Source organism: Nocardioides sp. NPDC127514 (assembly GCF_040302125.1).
Taxonomy (GTDB): domain Bacteria; phylum Actinomycetota; class Actinomycetes; order Propionibacteriales; family Nocardioidaceae; genus Nocardioides.
The window spans coordinates 105288-125916 of sequence record NZ_JBEORF010000011.1; the positions used below are offsets into that span (position 1 = coordinate 105288).

Consider the following 20629-nt stretch of genomic DNA (forward strand, 5'->3'; position numbering starts at 1 on the left):
CCGGGTATTCCTCCCCGATCGGATCCGCCACCCCTGGTTGGATGGACCCGTGACTGCCGCATCGAATGCCTCGGGCTCCGCTTCAGCGGTGGAGCACGCGATGCGTACGTATCTCGACCATCTGACGGTCGAGCGGGGCCTCGCGGCCAACACGCTGTCCTCCTACCGGCGCGACCTGCGGAGGTACGCCGAGTTCCTCGCCCAACAGCGCGTCGACGACCTCGCCGGGGTCTCGGAGGCGACGGTGTCGGGGTTCCTGGCCCACCTGCGCGAAGGCAGCGAGGAGCACCCGGCGCTGAGCGCGACCTCGGCGGCGCGGACGGTCGTCGCGGTGCGCGGGTTCCACAAGTTCGCGGTGGCCGACGGGCTGGTCGAGGCCAACCCGGCCGGCCACGTGAAGCCTCCGCGCGCGGAGAAGCGGCTGCCGAAGGCGCTGCCACTGGCCGACGTGGAGGCGATCCTGGAGGCGGCGGGCGCGCCCGGGACGCCGCTCGCGCTGCGTGACCGGGCCCTCCTGGAAGTGCTCTACGGCACCGGCGCCCGCATCTCCGAGGCGGTCGGCCTCGACGTCGACGATCTCGACCGGGTCGACCACGTCGTACTCCTGCGAGGCAAGGGCGGCAAGGAGCGGATCGTCCCGGTCGGCTCCTACGCCATCGAGGCCGTCGAGGCCTACCTGACCCGGGCCCGCCCCGACCTCGCGGCCGCCCGCTCGGGGGGTGCGCTCTTCCTCAACGCCCGCGGCGGCCGCCTCTCCCGCCAGTCGGCCTGGACCGTGCTGACCCGGGCCGCCGAGCGCGCCGGGATCCACAAGGACGTCTCGCCCCACACCCTGCGCCACTCCTTCGCCACCCACCTGCTGGACGGCGGCGCCGACGTACGTGTCGTGCAGGAGCTGCTGGGCCATGCGTCGGTGACCACGACGCAGATCTACACTCTTGTCACCGTGGACAATCTCCGAGAGGTCTTCGCGACCGCACACCCGAGGGCCCTGTGACCGACACCAGCTGGATCCCCAAGGTCGGAGCGAGCCCTGACGACGTCTACGAGGCGGTCGTGGCATGGGCCGAGGGGAGTGGCCGCAGCCTCTACCCCCACCAGGACGAGGCGATCATGTCCCTCCTGGCCGGCGACAACGTGATCCTGGCGACGCCGACGGGCTCGGGGAAGTCGCTGGTCGCGGCGGGCGCGCACGCGGCGGCGCTCGCCGAGGACAAGGTCTCCTTCTACACCGCGCCGATCAAGGCGCTGGTCAGCGAGAAGTTCTTCGATCTGGTGGAGACGTTCGGCGCCGAGAACGTCGGCATGCTGACCGGCGACGCCAGCGTCAACGCCGACGCCCCGATCATCTGCTGCACCGCCGAGGTGCTCGCCAACCTGGCGCTGCGAGAAGGAAAGCACGCCGACGTCGGGCTCGTGATCATGGACGAGTTCCACTACTACGGCGAGCCCGACCGCGGCTGGGCGTGGCAGGTGCCGCTGCTCGAGCTGCCGCAGGCCCAGTTCCTGCTGCTCTCCGCGACGCTCGGCGACACCAGCGCCCTGGCCAAGGACATGACCAGGCGAAACGGCCGCGAGACCGTCCTCGTCGACCAAGCGGAACGACCCGTTCCGCTCACCTTCGACTGGCGCCTCACGCCGCTCCAGGAGACCCTCGAGGAGCTCGTCACCACCGGCCAGGCTCCCGTCTACGTCGTCCATTTCACCCAGAAGGACGCCGTCACCCACGGCACCTCCCTGCTCAATGCCGGTTGGCTGAAGCTCTCCACCGAGGAGAAGGACCAGATCGCCAAGCGGCTCGAGCCGGTCCGCTTCGCCGCCGGCTTCGGCAAGACCCTCTCCAAGCTGCTGCGCAAGGGCATCGGCGTCCACCACGCCGGCATGCTCCCCAGATACCGAAGGCTCGTCGAGCAGCTCGCCCAGGCCGGGCTGCTCAAGGTCATCGCCGGCACCGACACCCTCGGCGTCGGCATCAACGTCCCGATCCGCACGGTGCTCTTCACCGGCCTGGCCAAGTTCGACGGCCGCCGCCAGCGCATCCTGCGCACCAGGGAGTTCCTCCAGATCGCCGGAAGGGCCGGCCGGGCGGGCTTCGACACCCAGGGCTACGTCGTCGTCCAGGCGCCTGAGCACATCATCGAGAACGAGAAGGCCAAGGCGAAGTCCGAGGAGCGCCGCAAGGCCGGCAAGAAGAACTCCAAGGCTCAGCTCAAGAAGCCGCCCGAGGGCACGGTCGTGTGGACCGAGGCGACCTTCACCAAGCTCGTCGACGGCGCCCCCGAGCCGCTGCAGAGCCGGATGAAGGTCGACAACTCGATGATCCTCAACGTCGTCGCCCGCGACGAGGACGCCTTCGAGGTGATGCGCCGGATCACCATGGACAACCACGAGGAGCGGCGGACCCAGCTCAAGCTCGCCCGCCGGGCCCTGCGCCTGACCCGCTCTCTGGTCCACAGCGGGGTCCTGACCAGGCTCGCCGAGCCCGATGCGTACGGGCGTCGCTACGTCCTCACCGAGGCCCTTCCCGCCGACTTCGCCCTCAACCAGCCGCTGGCCCACTTCGCCCTCGCAGCACTGGACACGCTCGATCCGGAGTCGCCCGAGCACACCCTCGAGATCGTCTCGGTGATCGAGTCCGTTCTCGAGCCGCCGCGCCAGATCCTCTTCGCCCAGCAGCACGAGGCCCGCGGCAAGGCGATCGAGAACATGAAGGCCGACGGCGTCGAGTACGACGAGCGGATGGCTCTCATCGAGGAGATCACCTGGCCCAAGCCGATGGCCGAGCGGCTCGAGGCGCTCTTCGAGGTCTACCGCGGCACCCACCCGTGGCTGCCGGAGGACGCTCTCGACCCCAAGTCGATCCTGCGCGAGATGTACGAGCAGGGGATGACCTTCACCGACGTCGTACGCCGCTACCAGCTCGCCCGCTCCGAGGGCCTGGTGCTGCGCTACCTGACCGACGCCTACCGCACCTTCCGGCACACCCTCCCCGAGACCCACAAGAGTCCCGAGATCGAGGACCTGGTCGAGTGGCTGGGGGAGACCATCCGGCAGACCGACTCCTCGCTGCTCGACGAGTGGGAGGCGCTCTCCGACCCCGAGCACATCCCGTCGGCCGTGGCCCACCACGAGGCGCCACCACCACCGCGGTCGCTGTCCCAGCAGACCCGTGCGTTCGAGATCATGGTCCGCAACGCGATGTGGGCCCGGGTCGACGCGGTCTCGCGGGACGACCTCGACACGCTGATGTCGCTCGAGCGCTCCGCAGCCGACCGGCTCGAGCCCGCGCGCGACGTGGTGATGACCCGGTCCCGCTGGGACGACGCCCTCGAGGCCTACTTCGCCGAGCACGACGACGTGGGCATCTCCGCTGACGCGCGCTCGCCCAAGCTGCTCACCTGGACCGTCGAGCGCGGCGCCCCGGCGGGAGTGGACGAGGAGGACGAGGCGTACGACTCGACCCGGGTCTGGCGGGTCACCCAGACCCTCGACGACCCGGCCGGTGACCACGACTGGGTGATCGAGGCGGTGGCCGATCTGGACGCGAGCGACGAGGCCGGCGAGCTGGTTCTGGCGACCGTGGCGATGCGTCGGCTGTGACGGGTTGCTCGGTTCCGCTAGCGTTGGGGCGTGCGCAAGCTACTGAAGAACCCCGTCGTCGTCGCGGCCATCGCCAAGATCGCCAACGAGGCTCGTAAGCCCGAGAATCAGAAGAAGATCAAGGACGCTGCGGGCAAGGCCTACGACCAGTTCCAGAAGCGCCGTCGGTCGCACTGAGCTCGACCGACCGAGCGGAGATCCATCCACAGGTTTCTCCACATCGAAGGCCCTCCCTGTGGGGCTGGCGGTGCGCCAAGTGCACAGGTCATCAACAGATTCGGGCCGCGTAGCAGAATCACCCGGATTTGCCTTGTGACACGCCCGGCGCGGCTCCTACAGTCGCGCAGATCCGGGTCTTAGAGTCGCCGTGTCGACATATAGACCCGCTAGCCGTGATCGTCCCAGGGCCGCGGCAACTGAACCGGGGGTGGAGGAATGGAAGACAGCTATTTCGGAGCAGGTGGCGCGACCGCGCCGCAGATGCCTCCGCAGACGCCGGCGGCCCCGCCGCCGGCCTATCCGCCCTCGGCCCGGCTGCGCGCCAACGCCCCTGAGCCCGACGCGGGGTCCTTCGACTCCCCGGGCAAGAACAAGATGGGCCCGACCGGTCGTCCCTGGCCCAACCTCCCCGAGCCCGGTCCCGCCACCGGCGGCCCCGCGCGCACGGTCGCGATGGTCAACCAGAAGGGTGGCGTCGGCAAGACCACGACCACCATCAACCTGGGTGCTGCGCTGGCCGAGCACGGCCGCAAGGTCCTGATGGTCGACTTCGACCCGCAGGGGTCGCTCTCGGTCGGTCTGGGTCTCCAGCCCAACGAGATCGAGCTGACCGTCTACAACCTGCTGATGGAGCGTGATATCACGCTCGAGGACGTCGTCGTCCCCTCCGGCATCGACGGCGTCGACCTGCTGCCGGCCAACATCGACCTCTCCGCCGCCGAGGTGCAGCTGGTCCAGGAGGTCGCTCGCGAGCAGACCCTGGCCCGCGCGCTGGCGCCGGCCGTCGCCAACTACGACGTGATCCTCATCGACTGTCAGCCGAGCCTGGGCCTGCTGACCGTCAACGCGCTGACCGCCTCCGACTCCGTGGTCGTGCCGCTGGAGTGCGAGTACTTCGCGCTGCGCGGCGTCGCCCTGCTCAAGGACACCATCGACAAGGTTCAGGAGCGGCTCAACCCGCGTCTGAAGATCGACGGAATACTGGGCACGATGTACGACAGCCGCACCATGCACAGCCGCGAGGTCATGGAGACCCTGGTCAACGGCTGGGGCGACCGCGTCTTCCACAGCGTCATCCGCCGCACTGTGAAGTTCGCCGACTCCACCGTGGTCGGCGAGCCGATCACCGAGTACGCATCCAGCTCCACCGGCGCCGACTCCTACCGGATGCTCGCCAAGGAGGTGCTGGCCCGATGGCAACGCGGCGAGTGAGGGTTCCGGCTGCCGACGACCTGTTCCGGCGTACGTCCGACGGCGCTGCCGCCGCGGGGCCCGCCGCCGAGGCGAAGGCCCGTCCGGTGCATGCCGTGCCCGAGCCGGCCGAGGAGACACCGGCTGCGAAGAAGCGGTCCAGCGGCCGGGTACGCCATGACGAGAAGATGACGGTCTACATCACCTCCGAGGAGCTGCTCGACCTCGAGCACGCCCGGCTCAACCTGCGGGCCAAGCACAGCATCGCGGTCGACCGCGGCCGGCTGGTGCGCGAGGCGCTCGCGATCGTGCTGGCCGACCTGGAGGAGTACGGGGACGACAGCGCCCTCGTGCACCGGCTCGCCGAGTGACGGTCACGCAGATGGCCGATGCCCCGGAGGGGGCCGAGGAGCAGGAGTCGAGCGGTGCCGGGGGCTTCGAGGTGCACCTCGGCAACTTCGAGGGTCCCTTCGACCTGCTGCTCAGCCTGATCGCCAAGCACAAGCTCGACATCACCGAGGTCTCCCTGGCCACGGTGACCGACGAGTTCATCGCCTACGTCAAGAAGGGCGCCGCCGAGAGGTCGCCCGAGGGCGGGGGCAAGGGTGTCTGGGATCTGGAGCAGACCTCCAACTTCCTGCTGGTCGCGAGCACGCTGCTCGACCTGAAGGCGGCTCGGCTGCTGCCGCAGGGTGACGTCGAGGACGAGGAAGACCTCGCGCTGCTCGAGGCGCGCGACCTGCTCTTCGCGCGCCTGCTGCAGTACAAGGCGTTCAAGCAGGTCGCGGCCGTCTTCGGCGAGCGTCTCGCGAAGGAGTCCAAGCGCCACCCGCGCTCGGTCCAGCTCGAGCCGCGCTATGCGGGGCTCCTGCCCGAGGTGCTCATCGGGATCGGGCTGGAGCAGTTCGCCCAGCTCGCCGCGGCCGCGATGGCACCCAAGCCGGGGCCGCCCGAGATCGGGCTGTCCCACATCCACGGCTCGAAGGTGTCGGTCAAGGAGCAGGCGGCCCTGGTCATCGAGCGGCTGCGCGCCGGCGGGCAGGTCACCTTCCGTGGCCTCTGCGCCGACTCGCCGGACACGCTGACCACGGTGGCCCGGTTCCTCTCGCTGCTGGAGCTCTTCCGCGAGGGCGCGGTCGCCTTCGACCAGGTCACCGCGCTGGGCGAGCTGACCATACGCTGGACCGGCGACGAGGCGCTCGATGTCGATGAGCTGATCCAGGACGAGTTCGAGGGGCAGCCGCCCGCGGAGGGCGGCGCCGATGACGGGGAGAAGGACGATGACTGAGGCTGCCACGGGGGAGACCACCGAGGAGACCCTGGCGATCGAGTTCGCCGACCTGCGGCCTGCGCTCGAGGCGGTGCTGATGGTCGCCGACGAGCCGCTGGCGGCGGCATCTCTGGCCTCGGCGGTCGGTCACCCGACGGCAGCGGTGATCGAGGCCCTGGAGGCCCTGGCGGGCGAATACACCGAGCAGGGCCGCGGCTTCGATCTGCGCAACGTCGCGGGCGGCTGGCGGTTCTACACCCGCGAGGAGTACGCCGCCGTCGTCGAGGGCTTCGTGCTCGAGGGTCAGCAGGCTCGGCTCACCCAGGCTGCCCTGGAGACGCTGGCCGTGGTCGCCTACAAGCAGCCCGTCTCGCGCGCCCGGGTCTCCGCGATCCGCGGTGTCAACGTCGACGGCGTGATGCGAACGCTGCTCACCCGCGGCCTCGTCGAGGAGGCCGGCCAGGACCACGAGACCGGCGCCAACCTCTACCGCACCACGGGCTACTTCCTCGAGCGGATCGGCATCACCGACCTCGGCGAGCTCCCCGAGCTGGCTCCGTACCTGCCCGACCTCGCCGACATGGAGGAGGAGCTGACCGAGCAGGTCAGCCAGGAGGCGCTGGCGGCACAACCGGAAGAGAGCGCGGCAAATGGGGATGACTCGGCGGATACGGCAGAATCGAAGACGTGAGCGACCTGCCTGAGCGAGACGATCTGCCGCTGGACGACGAGGGCCTGATCCGGCTCCAGAAGCTGCTGGCCCTGGCCGGCATCGCGTCGCGGCGCGGCAGCGAGATCCTGATGCTCAACGGCTCCGTCGAGGTCAACGGCGAGGTGGTCACCCGCCTCGGCACCAAGGTCGACCCCGGCAAGGACGTCGTACGCGTCGACGGCAAGCGGCTCCCGCCGATCTCCGGCAAGGTCTACCTGGCCCTCAACAAGCCGCGTGGCGTGGTCTCGACGATGAGCGACCCCGAAGGCCGACGCAACCTCTCGGACCTGGTCGCCGACCGCCCCGAGCGTCTGTTCCACGTCGGCCGTCTCGACACCGACACCGAGGGCCTGATCATCCTCACCAACGACGGTGACTTCGCCCACCGGCTGGCCCACCCCAGCTACGAGGTCGACAAGACCTACGTCGCCGAGGTCAGTGGCGAGATCTTCCCCAACGTACGCAAGCGGCTCCTCGCCGGTGTCACCCTCGAGGACGGACCGGTGACCGTCACCAAGGCCCGGATCATGGAGACCCGCAAGGACAAGTCGATCATCGAGCTGGTCATCCACGAGGGCCGCAACCGCATCGTGCGCCGCCTCCTCGACCACCTCGGCCACCCGGTGACGCGGCTGACCCGCACCCGGATCGGCCCGGTCCGGCTCGGCACCATGAAGCCCGGCGAGATGCGCGACCTGTCCCGCGAGGAGCTCGGCGAGCTCCTCGACACCACCGAGCTCTGAGGCCGCAGAAACCCTGGTGCGTACGTGGGGCTCGAGCCGCTAAGGTGATCGGCATGCAGCAGCGCGCGATGAGCACGACGACGCCGGACCCACTCCGGCGCTGACCTGCTGTCCACTTTTCGCAGACCGCCCCGGAGCATCGCTCCGGGGCGGTTCTCGTCTCTGGTGGCCGTGCTCCGGGACCTCGACCCAGGAGCACACCATGAATCTCGATCATCGCGACCTCAACCGCGACCTCGCCATCTTCGCCACCGACCCGCTGGCCGGATCCGGGCTGCCACTCTGGCTGCCCGACGGGGCCGTCATCTTCGCCGAGCTGGAGCGGCTCGCCGCCGACTTGGCCCGGGCCGACGGCTGCGTACCGGTCAAGACCCCGGTGCTCGGGAAACGTGCGCTCTTCGAGCGCTCGGGTCACTGGGCGAAGTTCGCCGAGGACATGTTCCCGCCGATGTCGATGGGATCGGGTTCGGACGAGGACGATCTCGTGCTCCGTCCGGCCAACTGCCCGCACCATGCGCTGGTCTACAAGGCCCGCCAGCACTCCTACCGTGAGCTCCCGATCCGGCTGCACGAGCTCGCCCCGATGTTCCGCGCCGAACGCTCCGGGGTGCTCTCGGGTCTGAGCCGGGTACGCCAGATCAACCTCGACGACACCCACGTCTTCTGCCGCCCCGACCAGGTGGCCGAGGAAGCGGGTAAGGCGCTGCGGTCGGCGCTGAAGGCCCAGGAGATCCTCGGTCTGCGGGTCGACTACGTACGCCTCTCCCTCCGCGACGACTCTCCGTCCTACCTCGGTTCCGTCGAACAGTGGGACGGCGCCGAGGAGGCGCTGAGGAAGGCGGCGGCCGAGGCCGGCGTCGAGGTCGTCGTGGCGCCGGGCGAGGCCGCCTTCTACGGACCCAAGCTCGACCTGCAGGTCATCGACCCTGCCGGCCATGAGGAGACCATCGCCACCGTCCAGGTCGACTTCAACCAGCCCGAGCGCTTCGACCTCACCTACGACGCCGCCGACGGGTCCCAGCAGCGGGTCGTGATGGTCCATCGAGGCACCGTCGGGTCGATGGAGCGCGTCACCGCTGCCCTCCTGGAGCGCTACCAGGGTCGTCTCCCGCTGTGGCTGGCGCCTGTCCAGATCGCCGTCCTCCCTGTCTCCGCAGATCAGGACGCCGCTGCCCGCGGGCTCGTCGACGCGCTCGTCGCCGATGGGCTCCGTCCGCGTCTGGACGCCGACGGCTCGCTCGGTGCTCGGATCCGCGAGTCTCGTCGCCGGCGGGAGCCGCTGATCGCGGTCCTCGGGTCGGTCGAGGCCGATGGAGGGCAGGTTCAGGTACGCGACGTCGCCGCCGGTGTCGAGCGGCGGGTCGATGTCGATGATCTGGTGGCGCGGATGAAGGCGGCGTACGAGTCTCGGGCGGTTGGCGTGTCGTGGTGAGAGCTTGAGGCGTCATGACCATCACCGCCCAGCGCTATCGCACACCCTCCTCGCCGGCGGCGATAGTGCATGGGCAACCCGCCTCGACCGTGGCACCATCGAGATATGACCGTGCCGGAGGTGCTGCGGCCCTATGTCACCTCGCTGGTCACCTACGACGTCGACTTCGGGGCGCCGGGGGTGCATCGGGGGATGCCGTCGACCGAGATCACTTTCGTGCTCCCGGTAGACGAGCCGTTGGTGACCTCGTGGGGGAGCGGGACGGAGCCGGTGACGGCGTGGTCGATGGTCTCCGGGTTGCACACCCGGCCGGCGGCGATCCATCACCACGGCCACCAGCGGGGCGTACAGCTGGGGTTGACCACCACCGGGGTGCGGGCGCTGTTCGGGATGCCGGCGGCGGCGTGGCGCGGCGAGCTCCTCGCCCTCGACGAGGTCGCGGCACCTGGGGGCGTACGTCATCTTCCGGAGCGGCTGGCCGAGGCCGATCCGCGGGAGTGGGCACGGTTGGTGGTGACCGGCCTGGTCGAGGCGCTGGCACGCCATGGCGAGCCCGGACCGAGGGCGGAGGTCGGCCGCGCGCTGGCGCTGCTGACCGGGGGAGCGGGAGTGCAGGAGGTGGCCGACGACGTCGGCTACAGCCGCAGGCGGATCAGTGACCTGGTGCGCGCCGAGACCGGGGTGGCGCCGAAGCAGTTCCAGCGGCTGGCGCGCTTCGACCGCTCGCGTGGACTGGTCGGCCGGATGCCACTGGCCCGCGCGGCGACCGCCTGCGGCTATGCCGACCAGGCGCACCTGACGCGGGAGTGGCAGGAATTCGGCGGGTGTACGCCCACGACCTGGCTGCGCGAGGAGTTCCCATTCGTTCAAGACCTGGCCTACGCATCGGGCGTTGACTCGGATGCATGAGCACTGAGCAGAAGACCGACGTAGCGAAGATCAAGTACTGGCAGTCGATGGCGTTCCAGGACGCCGAGAAGATGATGACGTGGCTGAGCGCAATCGGCTTCGTCGAGCACGCCACCTACCGCGAGGGCGGCATCGTGCACCACGCGGAGTGGCTCTGGCCCGGGGGAGGCGGGCTGATGTTCGGACAGGTACGCGAGGACGGCGGCATCAAGAACACCGGTGTCTCCTCCGCCTACCTGGTCACCGACGACCCCGACGCCGTCTTCGACAAGGCGGTCGCCGCCGGCGCCACCGTGGACCGGCCGATGGTCGACCAGGACTACGGCGGCCGCGGTGGCACCGTGACCGATCCCGAGGGCAACTCCTGGTCCATCGGCAGCTACCAGCCTTCGTGATCGCGACGCGATATCGCACACCCTGGTCGCCGGTCGCGGTAGCGCACCACATGCGCTGAGACGAGAAGGGTCCGGCGGCATCGACCGTCTAGCCTTGGAGGCATGACACAGACCGGGCACGCAGGGGGAGGGCTGTCGACTCTGACCGGCCCGGTCGAGATCGTCGGTGTCGGCCTGCTCGGCACCTCGGTCGCGCTCGCCTGCGCCTCCGCCGGACTCGATGTGCTGCTGAGCGACTCGGTCGCCAGTCACGTGCGCACCGCGACCGGCCTCGGGGCCGGCCGCCGCCGCAGGCCCGGCGACGCGCCGCAGCTGGTCGTCGTCGCGGTCCCGCCGGCGCACCTCGGCGAGGTGATCGCCCGAGCGCTCGCCGACAGCCCCGGCGCCGTCGTGACGGACGTCGGCAGCGTGAAGGCCTCGCCGCTGGCCTACGTCCGTGAGCACAGCCCCGGTGACGTACGACGCTACGTCGGCGGGCACCCGATGGCCGGCAGCGAGCGCTCCGGGCCGCTGGCCGCGACCTCGACGCTGTTCGAAGGGCGGCCCTGGGCGGTCACGCCGCACGCGGAGGCGGACCTCGAGGCGACCGAGCTCGTCGGCGAGCTCGCCACGCTGTGCGGCGCCGTTCCGCTGACCCTCAGCCCGGAGGACCACGACCAGGCCGTCGCCCGCACCTCCCACGTCCCGCACCTGATGGCCGCCCTGGTGGCCGGCCGCCTGGCGGTGGCGCCCGAGGGACACCTCGGCCTCAGCGGTCAAGGGGTCCGCGACGTGACCCGTGTGGCCGCCGGCGATCCCGGCCTCTACGGCCAGATCGTGGCCGGCAACGCCCGCGCGGTGACCGACCTGCTCACCGAGGTGCGCGCTCAGCTCGACGAGATGATCGCGGCGGTGGGCAACGGTGACGCGGCCGCCCTGGACGTACTTCTCAAGGAGGGGCAGGCGGGGACCAGAGCCATCCCCGGCAAGCACGGCCGGCCGCAGACCGCGCAGGCGACCATCTACGTCACGGTGCCCGACGAGCCCGGCAACCTGGCCCGTCTCTTCGCCGACGCGGGGGAGAGCGGCGTCAACATCGAGGACGTACGCATCGACCACGACCCCGGCCGCCCGGTCGGTGTCATGGAGCTGATCGTGGCCGACGACGCGGCCGACCGGATGCAGGCGATTCTGGAGTCCCGGGGTTGGGTCGCTCACCGGTAGGCTCCCGCCCGTGAGCAGCAGCAATCCCACCACTGAACCCGCCCGCATCGTCATCGCCGTCGACGGCACCTCCGGCTCCGGGAAGTCGAGCACCTCGCGCGGCGTCGCCGACCGCCTGGGCATGCGCTTCCTCGACACCGGCGCGATGTACCGGGCGATGACCTGGTGGATGCTCAGCAACGACATCGACGTGCACGACGCAGACGCGATCGCCGCCGCGGCCGGCAAGCCGGTGATCACCTCCGGCACCGACCCGCTCGCCCCGACGATCGCCCTCGACGGCGCCGACGTCTCGGTCGAGATCCGCAGCGACAAGGTCAACGCGGCGGTCTCCCCGGTCGCCACCGTCCCCGAGGTCCGTGCCCGCCTGATCGCGCTCCAGCAGCAGGAGATCCGGGACGCCCTCGCCGCCGGCTCCGGCATCGTGGTCGAGGGCCGCGACATCGGCACCGCGGTCTGGCCGCAGGCCGACCTGAAGCTGTACGTCACCGCCGACCCCGCCGCACGCGCCGCGCGCCGCGCGGCCGAGGAGGGCGGCACCGACGCGGAGGCCGTCCGCGCGTCGCTGGAGAACCGCGACAAGATCGACTCCACCAAGGGCGGTGCGGTGGTGCCGGAGGGCGCCACCCATCTCGACACCACGCCCTACACGCTGGAGGAGGTCATCGACCTCGTCGTCGACCTCGCTCAGAAGGCGGGGGAGTGAGCGCGAGCCCGCCCGCGGGCACACCCCGCACCGAGCTTCCCCGCACCGACGGGGTCCCGCATCCGAGCCGGTGGGCGCTCTACCACATCAACGTCTACGCCCGGTGGCTGATCCGGCGCCGGTTCGACGTACGCCTGCACGAGACCGCCAACATCCCGGCGACCGGGCCGGTCGTCTTCGCCTCCAACCACATCGGGATCATCGACGGCCCGCTGCTGGCGATCTTCACGCCGCGACCGGTGCACGCCCTGACCAAGCTCGAGATGTTCGAGCACTGGTTCCTCGGCCCGTTCCTGCGCTGGGCCGGTCAGATCCCGCTCTACCGGTTCGGCAGCGACCCGGCCGCGGTGAAGATGGCGCTGAAGGTGCTGCGTGAGGGCAACGCGATGGGCATCTATCCCGAAGGCACCCGGGGCGCGGGCGACCTGTCCCACTTCAACCGCGGCGCCGCCTATCTCGCCCTCGCCTCGGGTGCTCCGGTGGTGCCGGTGACGATGCTCGGCAGCCGCGATCCGGGCGGCGGCGTCTCGTCGCTGCCACACAAAGGTGCTCGGATCGACATCGTCTATGGCGAGCCTTTCCACGTCGAGCGCGTAGGCTGGCCGCGTACCAGGGAACAAGTCGGGCATGTCTCGGGTTTGCTCCAGAAGCACATGCAGGTCCAACAGGACCATGCCCTGGCGTTGACCGGTCGCGAACTGCCCGGTCCGCTACCTAGCGAGGAGAACAATGACTGACCCCGACGTTTCGTACGAAGAGGTACGAGACACCACCGAGACCGACGAGACCCCGGCCGGCCCACTGCCGGTGCTGGCGGTCGTCGGCCGCCCGAACGTCGGGAAGTCGACCCTGGTCAACCGGATCATCGGTCGTCGCGAGGCCGTCGTCCAGGACGTACCCGGAGTGACCCGCGACCGCGTCTCCTACGACGCCGACTGGAACGGCAAGGCGTTCACGCTGGTCGACACCGGCGGCTGGGACCCCGACGCCCAGGGCCTGGCCGAGCGGATCGCCGCTCAGGCCGAGATCGCGGTCTCGCTGGCCGACGCCGTCCTCTTCGTGGTCGACGCGACCGTCGGCATCACCGACGCCGACGAGGCAGTCGTACGCATCCTGCGCAAGTCCGGCAAGCCGGTCGTCCTGGCCGCCAACAAGGTCGACGACATGCGCACCGAGGCCGAGGCCGCCGCGCTGTGGAACCTCGGGCTCGGTGAGCCCTGGCCGGTCTCCGCGCTGCACGGCCGCGGCTCGGGCGACATGCTCGACGCGATCCTCGCGGTGCTCCCCGACCCGCCGCCGCTTCCCGAGGGCACCGAGATCGGTGGCCCGCGCCGGGTTGCGCTGGTCGGCAAGCCCAACGTGGGCAAGTCGAGCCTGCTGAACAAGCTGGCCCAGGAGGAGCGGGCGGTCGTCGACAACGTCGCCGGCACCACCGTCGACCCGGTCGACGAGCTGATCGAGCTCGGCGGCCGCGAGTGGCGCTTCATCGACACCGCCGGGATCCGCAAGCGGGTCAAGGAGGCCTCGGGCCACGAGTACTACGCCTCCCTGCGCACCACCACCGCCATCGACCGCGCCGAGGTCGCCGTGCTCGTCCTCGACGGCGGCGAGAAGATCTCCGAGCAGGACATCCGCATCCTGCAGACCGTCCGCGAGGCCGGCCGGGCGCTGGTGATCGCGTTCAACAAGTGGGACCTCGTCGACGAGGACCGTCGCTGGCAGCTCGACCGCGAGATCGAGCGCGATCTCGTCCAGGTGCAGTGGGCCCCGCGGATCAACATCACCGCCCGCACCGGCTGGCACGTCGACCGCCTGGTCCCGGCTCTCGACAAGGCCCTCGAGGGCTGGGAGACGCGGATCGGCACCGGCGCGCTCAACTCGTTCCTCGGCCGCCTCGTCGCCGAGCACCCGCACCCGGTCCGGTCCGGCAAGCAGCCGAAGATCCTCTTCGGCACTCAGCCCTCCACCGCGCCGCCGACGTTCGTGCTGTTCACCAGCGGCAAGCTCGAAGCCTCCTACGAGCGCTTCATCGAGCGCCGTCTGCGCGAGGAGTTCGGCTTCGTCGGCACCCCGATCGTGCTCCAGCAGCGGGTTCGGGAGAAGCGCAAGCGCTAGTCCTCGGGTGGGGCGGGCGTCAGCTGACCGTCCGCCCCTACCTGCACCCAGCCGTGGTTCGCGGCGTGCCAGCCGAGCTGCATCCGGGTCTCCACCCCGGCGAGGTCGAGCAGCGCTCGCACCCTGCGCTGCACGGTACGCAGCGACGTACCGAGCTGTTTGGCGACGGCCTGGTCGGTGAGCCCGGCGAGCAGCAGCCCGAGGACCTGCGCGTCCTCGTCGTCGACCTGGTGCGCGACGTCGCCGGTGAGACCGGCGGTCCCCACCAGCATCGGCGTCGACTGGTCCCACACGTTCTCGTAGAGCGCGATCAGGGCGTCGAGCAGCGTGCTTTCGCGGACGAGCAGCGCACCGACGACGTCGCCCGAGGAGGTCAGCGGCATCAGGGCGAGCCGCCTGTCGACGATGAGGAGCTTGAGCGGCACCTGGTCGGCGAAGCGGATCTCCTCGCCCGCGTCGGTCGCCTCGATCGCCTCGTCGACGGTCACGTCGTGGCTCTCGAGCATGCTGCGCTCGACCACGACCCGGTAGTGCACGCCCCGCGCGACGGCCTTGTTCTCGGCCGAGTTCTCCTGGCTGGAGGTCACGATCACCGGCGGGCGTACGAACGCGTCGACGCGTTCGCGCGCGCCGAGCTGGACCTGCTCGAACCGGTGCCGGACGGCGTCCTCGCCGTGGATCACGTCGACCACGTCCGTGGGCCCGCGGCCGGCAGCCGCCACCCGGTAGGCCTCGTCGAGGCGGCTGAGCTCGATCTCCGCCTGCCGCACCTCGTCCTGCTGCCGGGCGAGCAGCGCGCCGAGCGCGATCGCGGGCGGGGCGGCGGCGAAACGCCGCTCGTCGCCGGTGATCCGAGCGGCCAGACCGTGCTCCTCGAGGCGGCGCAGCAGCAGATGTGCCTCTCCCGGTGACGTCCCGAACGCGCTGAGGGCGGCCGCGAACTCGGCGGCGGTGGCGGAGGGCATGGTGATGAGCTCGCCGTAGGCGAGGGTCTCATCGGGGGTCAGACCGAGCACGAGGCCGAGCATGGCACTTCTGCGACACAACCCGGATGTTCCGGTGCTGACGGAGTCTCGCCATGCCGTAAAACCGCCACGACATCGCTCTTGTCGCCTGTCGCGCCCCATTGACAGGGTCCATCTCCATGAGACCCCCAACCACATCCGGCCTGTCGGCCGCCACCAAGGCCGTCGCGGCAGCTGCTGCGGCGACCGCCCTGGTCGCGACCATGGCCACCAGCGCGCATGCGACCCCAGGCACCGACCCCACGCCTGAGGGCCCCCGGACCGACGCTGGCAGCACCGCCGGCACGGCGCCCCGTACGCCCGCCCTCGACGACGGACGGACCACGATCACCCTCGTGACCGGCGACGTCATCGACGTGATCGCGACCGACGACGGAGTCCTGACCCTTGGGTTCGACGCCGCCGCCGGTGCGATCGAGACCCAGCAGGTGGGCGACCACCTCTACGCGATCCCCACCGCTGCCAAGCCCTACCTGGCCGCGGGCACGCTCGACCGCCGGCTCTTCGACGTCACCGGGCTCCTCGAGATGAGCTACGACGACGAGACCGTCGACGCCACTCCGCTGATCCTGGAGCAGGCCCCGACCCGTGCCAAGGCGGCGAAGCTGCCGGGCGCCGAGCGTACGCTCGACCTGCCGAGCATCGACGCCGACGCCGTGGCGGTGAGCAAGAAGAAGTCGTCCGCCTTCTGGTCCGCGGTGGCCACCGACGGCGGGGCGTCCGCGCGCGCAGCGGGTCCGGCCGGGGAGCTCGGCGGCGGCGTCGAGAAGATCTGGCTCGACGGCAAGGCCGAGACCACACTGGACCGCAGCACCGCACAGATCGGTGCCCCCGAGGCGTGGGCCGCGGGCTTCGAGGGCAAGGGCGCGACCGTAGCGGTCCTCGACACCGGGATCGACGCCACCCATCCCGACGTCGCCGATCAGGTCGACGAGGCGCAGTCGTTCGTCCCGGGGGAGGAGGCCACCAGCGACGTGCAGGGGCACGGCACGCATGTCGCCTCCACCGTCCTCGGCACCGGCGCGGCCAGCGAGGGTCTCTACAAGGGCGTCGCCCCTGGCGCCGACCTGCTGGTCGGCAAGGTCCTCGACAACGCCGGCTATGGCCAGGATTCCTGGATCATCGCCGGGATGGAGTGGGGCGCGGCGAACGCCGACATCGTCTCGATGAGCCTCGGTGACTCCAGCCTCAACGACGGCACAGACCCGATGGCGCAGGCGCTCAACGCGCTGAGCGAGGAGACCGGTGCCCTGTTCGTCGTCGCGGCCGGCAACAGCTATGCCGAGGGATCGATCGGCAGCCCCGGCACCGCTGATGCCGCTCTCACGGTGGGTGCCGTGGACGACGGTGACGTACGCGCCGACTTCTCCAGCTACGGCCCGCGGATCGGCGACCACGCGATCAAGCCCGACCTGACCGCCCCCGGCGTCGACATCCTCGCCGCCCGCTCCCAGCAGTCGTCCGGCACCGGCTGGTACCGCTCGATGGACGGCACCTCGATGGCCACCCCGCACGTCGCGGGAGCTGCCGCGATCCTCAAGGGCGCCCACCCCGACCTCACCGGTGAGCAGCTCAAGAACGCCCTGGTCTCCTCGGCCGCGGACATCGACGCGCCGGCGTACGAGGTCGGCACCGGCCGCCTCGACGTGCCCGCCGCGCTCGACGGCGTGGACGGGTCTGGCGATGGCTTCCTCGGCTTCTACGGCTGGCCGCACGACGGCGACGAGCCCGCCAACGGCACCGTGACCTACACCAACTCCACCGACGCCGATGTGACGCTCGCGCTGAGCACCGACGTCGTCGGCCCCGACGGCACGGCGAGCGACCTCGTCTCGCTCTCCGCCGATGAGGTCGTGGTCCCCGCCGGCGGCAGCACCGAGGTCACGATCACGGCCGACGCCGATGACGCCCCGCTCGCCGGCAAGTACAGCGGTGCCGTCGTCGCCACCTCCGGCGAGATCACCGTGCGCACCGCGACCGCGCTGGTCAAGGAGGAGGAGCGCTACGGCCTCGACATCACCGCGCTCGACCGGTCCGGCGAGCCGGCAGCCGGCTACGTCGACTTCTACCGCTACGGCGACCAGTTCGTCAGCAGCCTGCCGATCGACCCGGCCACGGGCACGGTGCCGACCCAGCGTCTGCAGCCCGGCACGTACTCGGCCACGGCGTTCCTCGACGTCGCCGGCTCCCAGGGACCCGGCTCGACCGGCGTCGCGCTGGTCGGCGACCCGCAGGTCGTCGTCACCGACAAGGACCAGTCCCTCGTGCTCGACGCCCGGAAGGCCGACGAGCTCACCCTGAAGACGCCCAAGGACAGCGACGTCGCCTACCGCCGGTTCCAGTTCTTCAACGACTCCGGCATCGGCGGGCTCTATGCGACCTTCGGCGCCACGTACGCCGTCCCGGTCGACGTCGACTCGATCTACGCCGAGGCCACCGGCCCCGTCGACAGCGCCGAGTTCGACTTCGCCGTACGCTGGCGGGCCATCGAGCCGGCGCTCGACGTGACGGCGCGCAGCTCGCGGAGGCTCGCGTTCGACCCGGTCTACCAGCTCGGCTCGACCAGGCTCGACGGCCGGGTGTCGCTGCGGGCGGTCGCGGCCGGCAAGGGCACGTCCGCCGACTACGAGGACGTCGACGCCAAGGGCCGAGCCGTGCTCGTGACCAGGGACGACGCCGTCACCGCCGAAGAGCGGGAGGCCGCGGCCCGGGCCGCCGGAGCGGCGCTGCTCATCGTCGTCAACGACCGTCCCGGGCCGCTGGTCGACTTCGTGACCCAGGAGGACCTGCCCGTCGTCTCGGTGCGGTCGGCTCAGGGCGAGAAGCTCGTGGCTGCCGCCGCGAAGGGCACGGTGACCCTGGAGGGCAAGGCCGTCCAGTTCCCCTCCTACCTCTACGACGTCTCCAAGAGCTGGCCCGGTGAGATTCCGGGCGAGCTCGCGCTGGCGCCGACCACCCGGCAGCTCGCCACCGTGGAGAGCCGCTACCACGACACCCAGGAGCGGCTCGCCGTCGACGACCGCGCGGACTGCCGCGACTACCAGTGGCCGCCGTGCCTCAGCGTCCGGGCGCTGCAGCCCACGGCGACCGATCGGACCGACTACGTCTCCACCTACGACGGCGTCACCTGGTACGAGAACGTGGACCATGAGAGCACCTGGGAGCAGCGGGGCGTGCGCCAGGCGTACGAACCACGCAGCACCACGGTGCGCAACTGGTTCGCTCCGGTGACCGCGCCCCGCACGGGCGACGGCTACTGGGGTCCGCGACACAACGGTGACTGGTTCCAGGTCAACGTCGCCCACGCCAGCGGCCCGGACGGGATCACCGGTGGGTTCCCCTGGGGTGAGACCCCGGTGACCTCCCGCCTCTTCCACGGAGACACCCTGGTACGGGAGAACATCGGACAGGCGGTTCAGACCGCGGTCCCCGTTGAGGAGGGCCCGCAGACGTACCGCTTCGAGATCGACACCGACGCGGCCGGCGACGCCCACCGCTACTCGACCAGCACTCGTACGTCCTGGACGTTCGTGGCCGACCTGGCCGATGAAGCCGTTCCTGGTGAGGACGGCACGCCGTTGCCGCTGCTCCAGCTCGACTACGACGTGGACACGGCACTGGACGGCACGGTGCGTGCGGGAGCCGAGGTCCCGTTCGCGGTCGTGCCCTACACCGTGCCGGGCGCTCCGCGGGCCGGGTCGGTCTCCGGGGCGACGCTGGAGGTCAGCTACGACGGCGGCTCGACCTGGACCGCGGTGAAGCTGCGCAAGGACGGTGACCGTTGGGAGACGCGCCTGCGCATCCCCGCGCGCGGCGCCGACCTGGTCTCGCTGCGGGCCACCGCCCGCGACGACGCCGGCAACACGGTGACCCAGAAGGTCGTCGCGGCGTTCGGGGTCAAGCGCTAACAGCGCAACGAACAGGCCCGCAGGTCACCATCGGTGACCTGCGGGCCTCGTTCTACGTCGTGGGCCGGCGGGCTAGGCGGCAGAGCCGTCTGCGGCGGCGCGGGCCGGCGAGACCTCGAGGCGCTCGAGCACGCCCTGGTAGAGCTTGGTCAGAGCGGCGACCTCTTCGGGGGTGAAGGCGTCGAACATGACCTGGCGGATCAGCTTCACGTGCTCAGGAGCGGCGGCCTTGATGGCCTCGAGCCCGGCGGGGGTGAGGTCGACGAAGGCGCCACGCCGGTCGTCGAGGCACTCGCGGCGCTCGACGAGGCCGCGCGCGGCCATCCGCATCACCTGGCGCGAGAGCCGGCTCTTCTCCCACTGCAGCTTGTCGCCGAGTTCGTACATCCGCAGCGAGCGGTCGGGGACGTCGGTCAGGTTGACCAGGACGTCGTAGTCGGCGAGGGAGAGGCCGTTCTTGGCTTGGAGGTCACGGTTCATCCGCGAAGTGAGCTGTGCGTTGACGGCGAGCCAGGCACGCCACGCGACCTGTTCGTCGTTACTGAGCCACTTGACCTCATCCATGAGGCATACCTTACCGAGTCGTAGCTCGTGCTTTCAGCACCACCGCCCGCCTCCAGCAACAGTTGACGCAGAAACTAGACTGGATCCGAGACGTCAGGGCATGAGGAGAGCACGATGAGCATCGACATGGACTTCATCACGAAGGACCGTGAGCGGATCAAGAAGGAGTACCTCCGTGAGGAGGGCGCCCGACCGGCCAGCACGGCTCGCGGGATCCACCACGCCGCGCTGCTCTCCTCGGACGTACGCAGGTCGATCGACTTCTACCAGGGGCTCCTGGAGTTTCCGCTGACCGAGATCTTCGAGAACCGGGACTACGCCGGCTCCGACCACTTCTTCTTCGACGTCGGGGCGGGCAACCTGCTGGCCTTCTTCACGCTTCCCGGGCTCGACCTGGGCCCGTACGCCGAGGTGCTCGGCGGGCTGCACCACATCGCGATCTCGGTGACCCCCGAGAAGTGGGACTACCTGCGCGCCAAGCTCGACGCCGCGGGCGTCGACTACATGGTCGAGTCCAAGTCGTCGCTCTACTTCATGGGGCCCGACGGCGAACGGCTCGAGCTCCTCGCCGACCCGCTGGGGGAGATGTACGGCACCAAGGTGCTCTGAGGCACGGCGCAGCCGGGACGGGCACCGG

General features: G+C 70.5%; 19 protein-coding genes. 17 read left to right on the forward strand and 2 right to left on the reverse strand.

Features of this window, described 5'->3' with window-relative positions:
• Nucleotides 1-100 precede the first annotated feature (100 nt).
• The 15 genes from xerD to der all read left to right on the forward strand — a co-directional run bounded on the left by xerD (nucleotide 101) and on the right by der (nucleotide 14495).
• Nucleotides 101-997 carry a site-specific tyrosine recombinase XerD gene (xerD, locus tag ABTX24_RS10915; RefSeq protein ID WP_378840886.1) on the forward strand — a complete coding sequence of 299 codons (897 nt, stop codon included), beginning with the start codon at nucleotides 101-103 and terminating at the stop codon, nucleotides 995-997.
• Nucleotides 994-3600 (forward strand): DEAD/DEAH box helicase, encoded by a 2607-nt coding sequence (locus ABTX24_RS10920; protein ID WP_350839475.1) that lies wholly within the window; start codon nucleotides 994-996, stop codon nucleotides 3598-3600. Before xerD ends, ABTX24_RS10920 begins: the two co-directional genes overlap by 4 nt.
• 30 nt (nucleotides 3601-3630) lie before the next feature.
• On the forward strand, nucleotides 3631-3777 hold the full coding sequence (locus ABTX24_RS10925; protein ID WP_350839477.1) for a hypothetical protein: 147 nt from the start codon (nucleotides 3631-3633) through the stop codon (nucleotides 3775-3777).
• Between the two features lie 303 nt (nucleotides 3778-4080).
• The gene (locus ABTX24_RS10930; protein WP_457166034.1) at nucleotides 4081-5031 is read left to right on the forward strand and encodes a ParA family protein; all 951 of its coding nucleotides are present in this window, start codon (nucleotides 4081-4083) and stop codon (nucleotides 5029-5031) included.
• Nucleotides 5013-5381: a hypothetical protein gene (locus ABTX24_RS10935; protein WP_160023748.1), complete on the forward strand. Its 369-nt coding sequence runs from the start codon at nucleotides 5013-5015 to the stop codon at nucleotides 5379-5381. Before ABTX24_RS10930 ends, ABTX24_RS10935 begins: the two co-directional genes overlap by 19 nt.
• An 11-nt stretch (nucleotides 5382-5392) precedes the next feature.
• Nucleotides 5393-6298, forward strand: a complete 906-nt coding sequence (locus ABTX24_RS10940; protein ID WP_350839479.1) for a segregation and condensation protein A — start codon at nucleotides 5393-5395, stop codon at nucleotides 6296-6298.
• Nucleotides 6291-6971: an SMC-Scp complex subunit ScpB gene (gene scpB / locus ABTX24_RS10945; protein ID WP_350839481.1), complete on the forward strand. Its 681-nt coding sequence runs from the start codon at nucleotides 6291-6293 to the stop codon at nucleotides 6969-6971. Before ABTX24_RS10940 ends, scpB begins: the two co-directional genes overlap by 8 nt.
• Nucleotides 6968-7735, forward strand: coding sequence for a pseudouridine synthase (locus ABTX24_RS10950; protein WP_160023742.1), 768 nt, complete (start codon nucleotides 6968-6970; stop codon nucleotides 7733-7735). The genes scpB and ABTX24_RS10950 overlap by 4 nt, the downstream gene beginning before the upstream one ends.
• 202 nt (nucleotides 7736-7937) lie before the next feature.
• A complete protein-coding gene (thrS, locus tag ABTX24_RS10955; RefSeq protein ID WP_350839483.1) occupies nucleotides 7938-9167 on the forward strand; it encodes a threonine--tRNA ligase in 1230 nt (409 codons plus the stop codon).
• A 105-nt stretch (nucleotides 9168-9272) separates the two neighbouring features.
• Nucleotides 9273-10076: a helix-turn-helix domain-containing protein gene (locus ABTX24_RS10960; RefSeq protein WP_160023739.1), complete on the forward strand. Its 804-nt coding sequence runs from the start codon at nucleotides 9273-9275 to the stop codon at nucleotides 10074-10076.
• Nucleotides 10073-10471, forward strand: a complete 399-nt coding sequence (locus ABTX24_RS10965) for a VOC family protein (protein WP_160023737.1) — start codon at nucleotides 10073-10075, stop codon at nucleotides 10469-10471. Before ABTX24_RS10960 ends, ABTX24_RS10965 begins: the two co-directional genes overlap by 4 nt.
• A gap of 102 nt (nucleotides 10472-10573) precedes the next feature.
• Nucleotides 10574-11674, forward strand: coding sequence for a prephenate dehydrogenase (locus ABTX24_RS10970; RefSeq protein ID WP_350839485.1), 1101 nt, complete (start codon nucleotides 10574-10576; stop codon nucleotides 11672-11674).
• 10 nt (nucleotides 11675-11684) lie between these two features.
• Nucleotides 11685-12380: a (d)CMP kinase gene (cmk, locus tag ABTX24_RS10975; protein ID WP_350713902.1), complete on the forward strand. Its 696-nt coding sequence runs from the start codon at nucleotides 11685-11687 to the stop codon at nucleotides 12378-12380.
• Nucleotides 12377-13117: a lysophospholipid acyltransferase family protein gene (locus ABTX24_RS10980; RefSeq protein ID WP_350839487.1), complete on the forward strand. Its 741-nt coding sequence runs from the start codon at nucleotides 12377-12379 to the stop codon at nucleotides 13115-13117. Before cmk ends, ABTX24_RS10980 begins: the two co-directional genes overlap by 4 nt.
• Nucleotides 13110-14495 carry a ribosome biogenesis GTPase Der gene (gene der / locus ABTX24_RS10985; RefSeq protein ID WP_160023729.1) on the forward strand — a complete coding sequence of 462 codons (1386 nt, stop codon included), beginning with the start codon at nucleotides 13110-13112 and terminating at the stop codon, nucleotides 14493-14495. The genes ABTX24_RS10980 and der overlap by 8 nt, the downstream gene beginning before the upstream one ends.
• On the opposite strand, the gene ABTX24_RS10990 is transcribed toward der, so the two are convergent.
• Complete coding sequence (locus tag ABTX24_RS10990) at nucleotides 14492-15523, reverse strand: helix-turn-helix domain-containing protein (RefSeq protein ID WP_350839489.1); 1032 nt, start codon at nucleotides 15521-15523, stop codon at nucleotides 14492-14494. The genes der and ABTX24_RS10990 overlap by 4 nt on opposite strands.
• 116 nt (nucleotides 15524-15639) lie before the next feature.
• Between ABTX24_RS10990 and ABTX24_RS10995 the strand changes: the two genes are divergently transcribed.
• Nucleotides 15640-19428 (forward strand): S8 family peptidase, encoded by a 3789-nt coding sequence (locus tag ABTX24_RS10995; protein WP_350839491.1) that lies wholly within the window; start codon nucleotides 15640-15642, stop codon nucleotides 19426-19428.
• A gap of 72 nt (nucleotides 19429-19500) precedes the next feature.
• Here the strand turns inward: ABTX24_RS10995 and ABTX24_RS11000 are convergent, their stop codons facing one another.
• Nucleotides 19501-19992: a MarR family winged helix-turn-helix transcriptional regulator gene (locus ABTX24_RS11000; protein WP_160023723.1), complete on the reverse strand. Its 492-nt coding sequence runs from the start codon at nucleotides 19990-19992 to the stop codon at nucleotides 19501-19503.
• A gap of 114 nt (nucleotides 19993-20106) precedes the next feature.
• Here ABTX24_RS11000 and ABTX24_RS11005 point away from each other — a divergent pair, with 114 nt between their 5' ends.
• Nucleotides 20107-20601, forward strand: a complete 495-nt coding sequence (locus tag ABTX24_RS11005) for a VOC family protein (RefSeq protein WP_160023721.1) — start codon at nucleotides 20107-20109, stop codon at nucleotides 20599-20601.
• Nucleotides 20602-20629: the final 28 nt, after the last annotated feature.

Excerpts from the sequence above, each read along its gene's own strand:
- xerD (WP_378840886.1), top strand. The coding sequence starts at position 101 with ATGCGTACGTATCTCGACCATCTGACGGTCGAGCGGGGCCTCGCGGCC.
- ABTX24_RS10930 (WP_457166034.1), top strand. The coding sequence starts at position 4,081 with ATGCCTCCGCAGACGCCGGCGGCCCCGCCGCCGGCCTATCCGCCCTCG.
- ABTX24_RS10935 (WP_160023748.1), top strand. The coding sequence starts at position 5,013 with ATGGCAACGCGGCGAGTGAGGGTTCCGGCTGCCGACGACCTGTTCCGG.
- ABTX24_RS10940 (WP_350839479.1), top strand. The coding sequence starts at position 5,393 with ATGGCCGATGCCCCGGAGGGGGCCGAGGAGCAGGAGTCGAGCGGTGCC.
- scpB (WP_350839481.1), top strand. The coding sequence starts at position 6,291 with ATGACTGAGGCTGCCACGGGGGAGACCACCGAGGAGACCCTGGCGATC.
- thrS (WP_350839483.1), top strand. The coding sequence starts at position 7,938 with ATGAATCTCGATCATCGCGACCTCAACCGCGACCTCGCCATCTTCGCC.
- ABTX24_RS10960 (WP_160023739.1), top strand. The coding sequence starts at position 9,273 with ATGACCGTGCCGGAGGTGCTGCGGCCCTATGTCACCTCGCTGGTCACC.
- ABTX24_RS10965 (WP_160023737.1), top strand. The coding sequence starts at position 10,073 with ATGAGCACTGAGCAGAAGACCGACGTAGCGAAGATCAAGTACTGGCAG.
- ABTX24_RS10970 (WP_350839485.1), top strand. The coding sequence starts at position 10,574 with ATGACACAGACCGGGCACGCAGGGGGAGGGCTGTCGACTCTGACCGGC.
- der (WP_160023729.1), top strand. The coding sequence starts at position 13,110 with ATGACTGACCCCGACGTTTCGTACGAAGAGGTACGAGACACCACCGAG.
- ABTX24_RS10990 (WP_350839489.1), bottom strand. The coding sequence starts at position 15,523 with ATGCTCGGCCTCGTGCTCGGTCTGACCCCCGATGAGACCCTCGCCTAC.
- ABTX24_RS10995 (WP_350839491.1), top strand. The coding sequence starts at position 15,640 with ATGAGACCCCCAACCACATCCGGCCTGTCGGCCGCCACCAAGGCCGTC.
- ABTX24_RS11000 (WP_160023723.1), bottom strand. The coding sequence starts at position 19,992 with ATGGATGAGGTCAAGTGGCTCAGTAACGACGAACAGGTCGCGTGGCGT.
- ABTX24_RS11005 (WP_160023721.1), top strand. The coding sequence starts at position 20,107 with ATGAGCATCGACATGGACTTCATCACGAAGGACCGTGAGCGGATCAAG.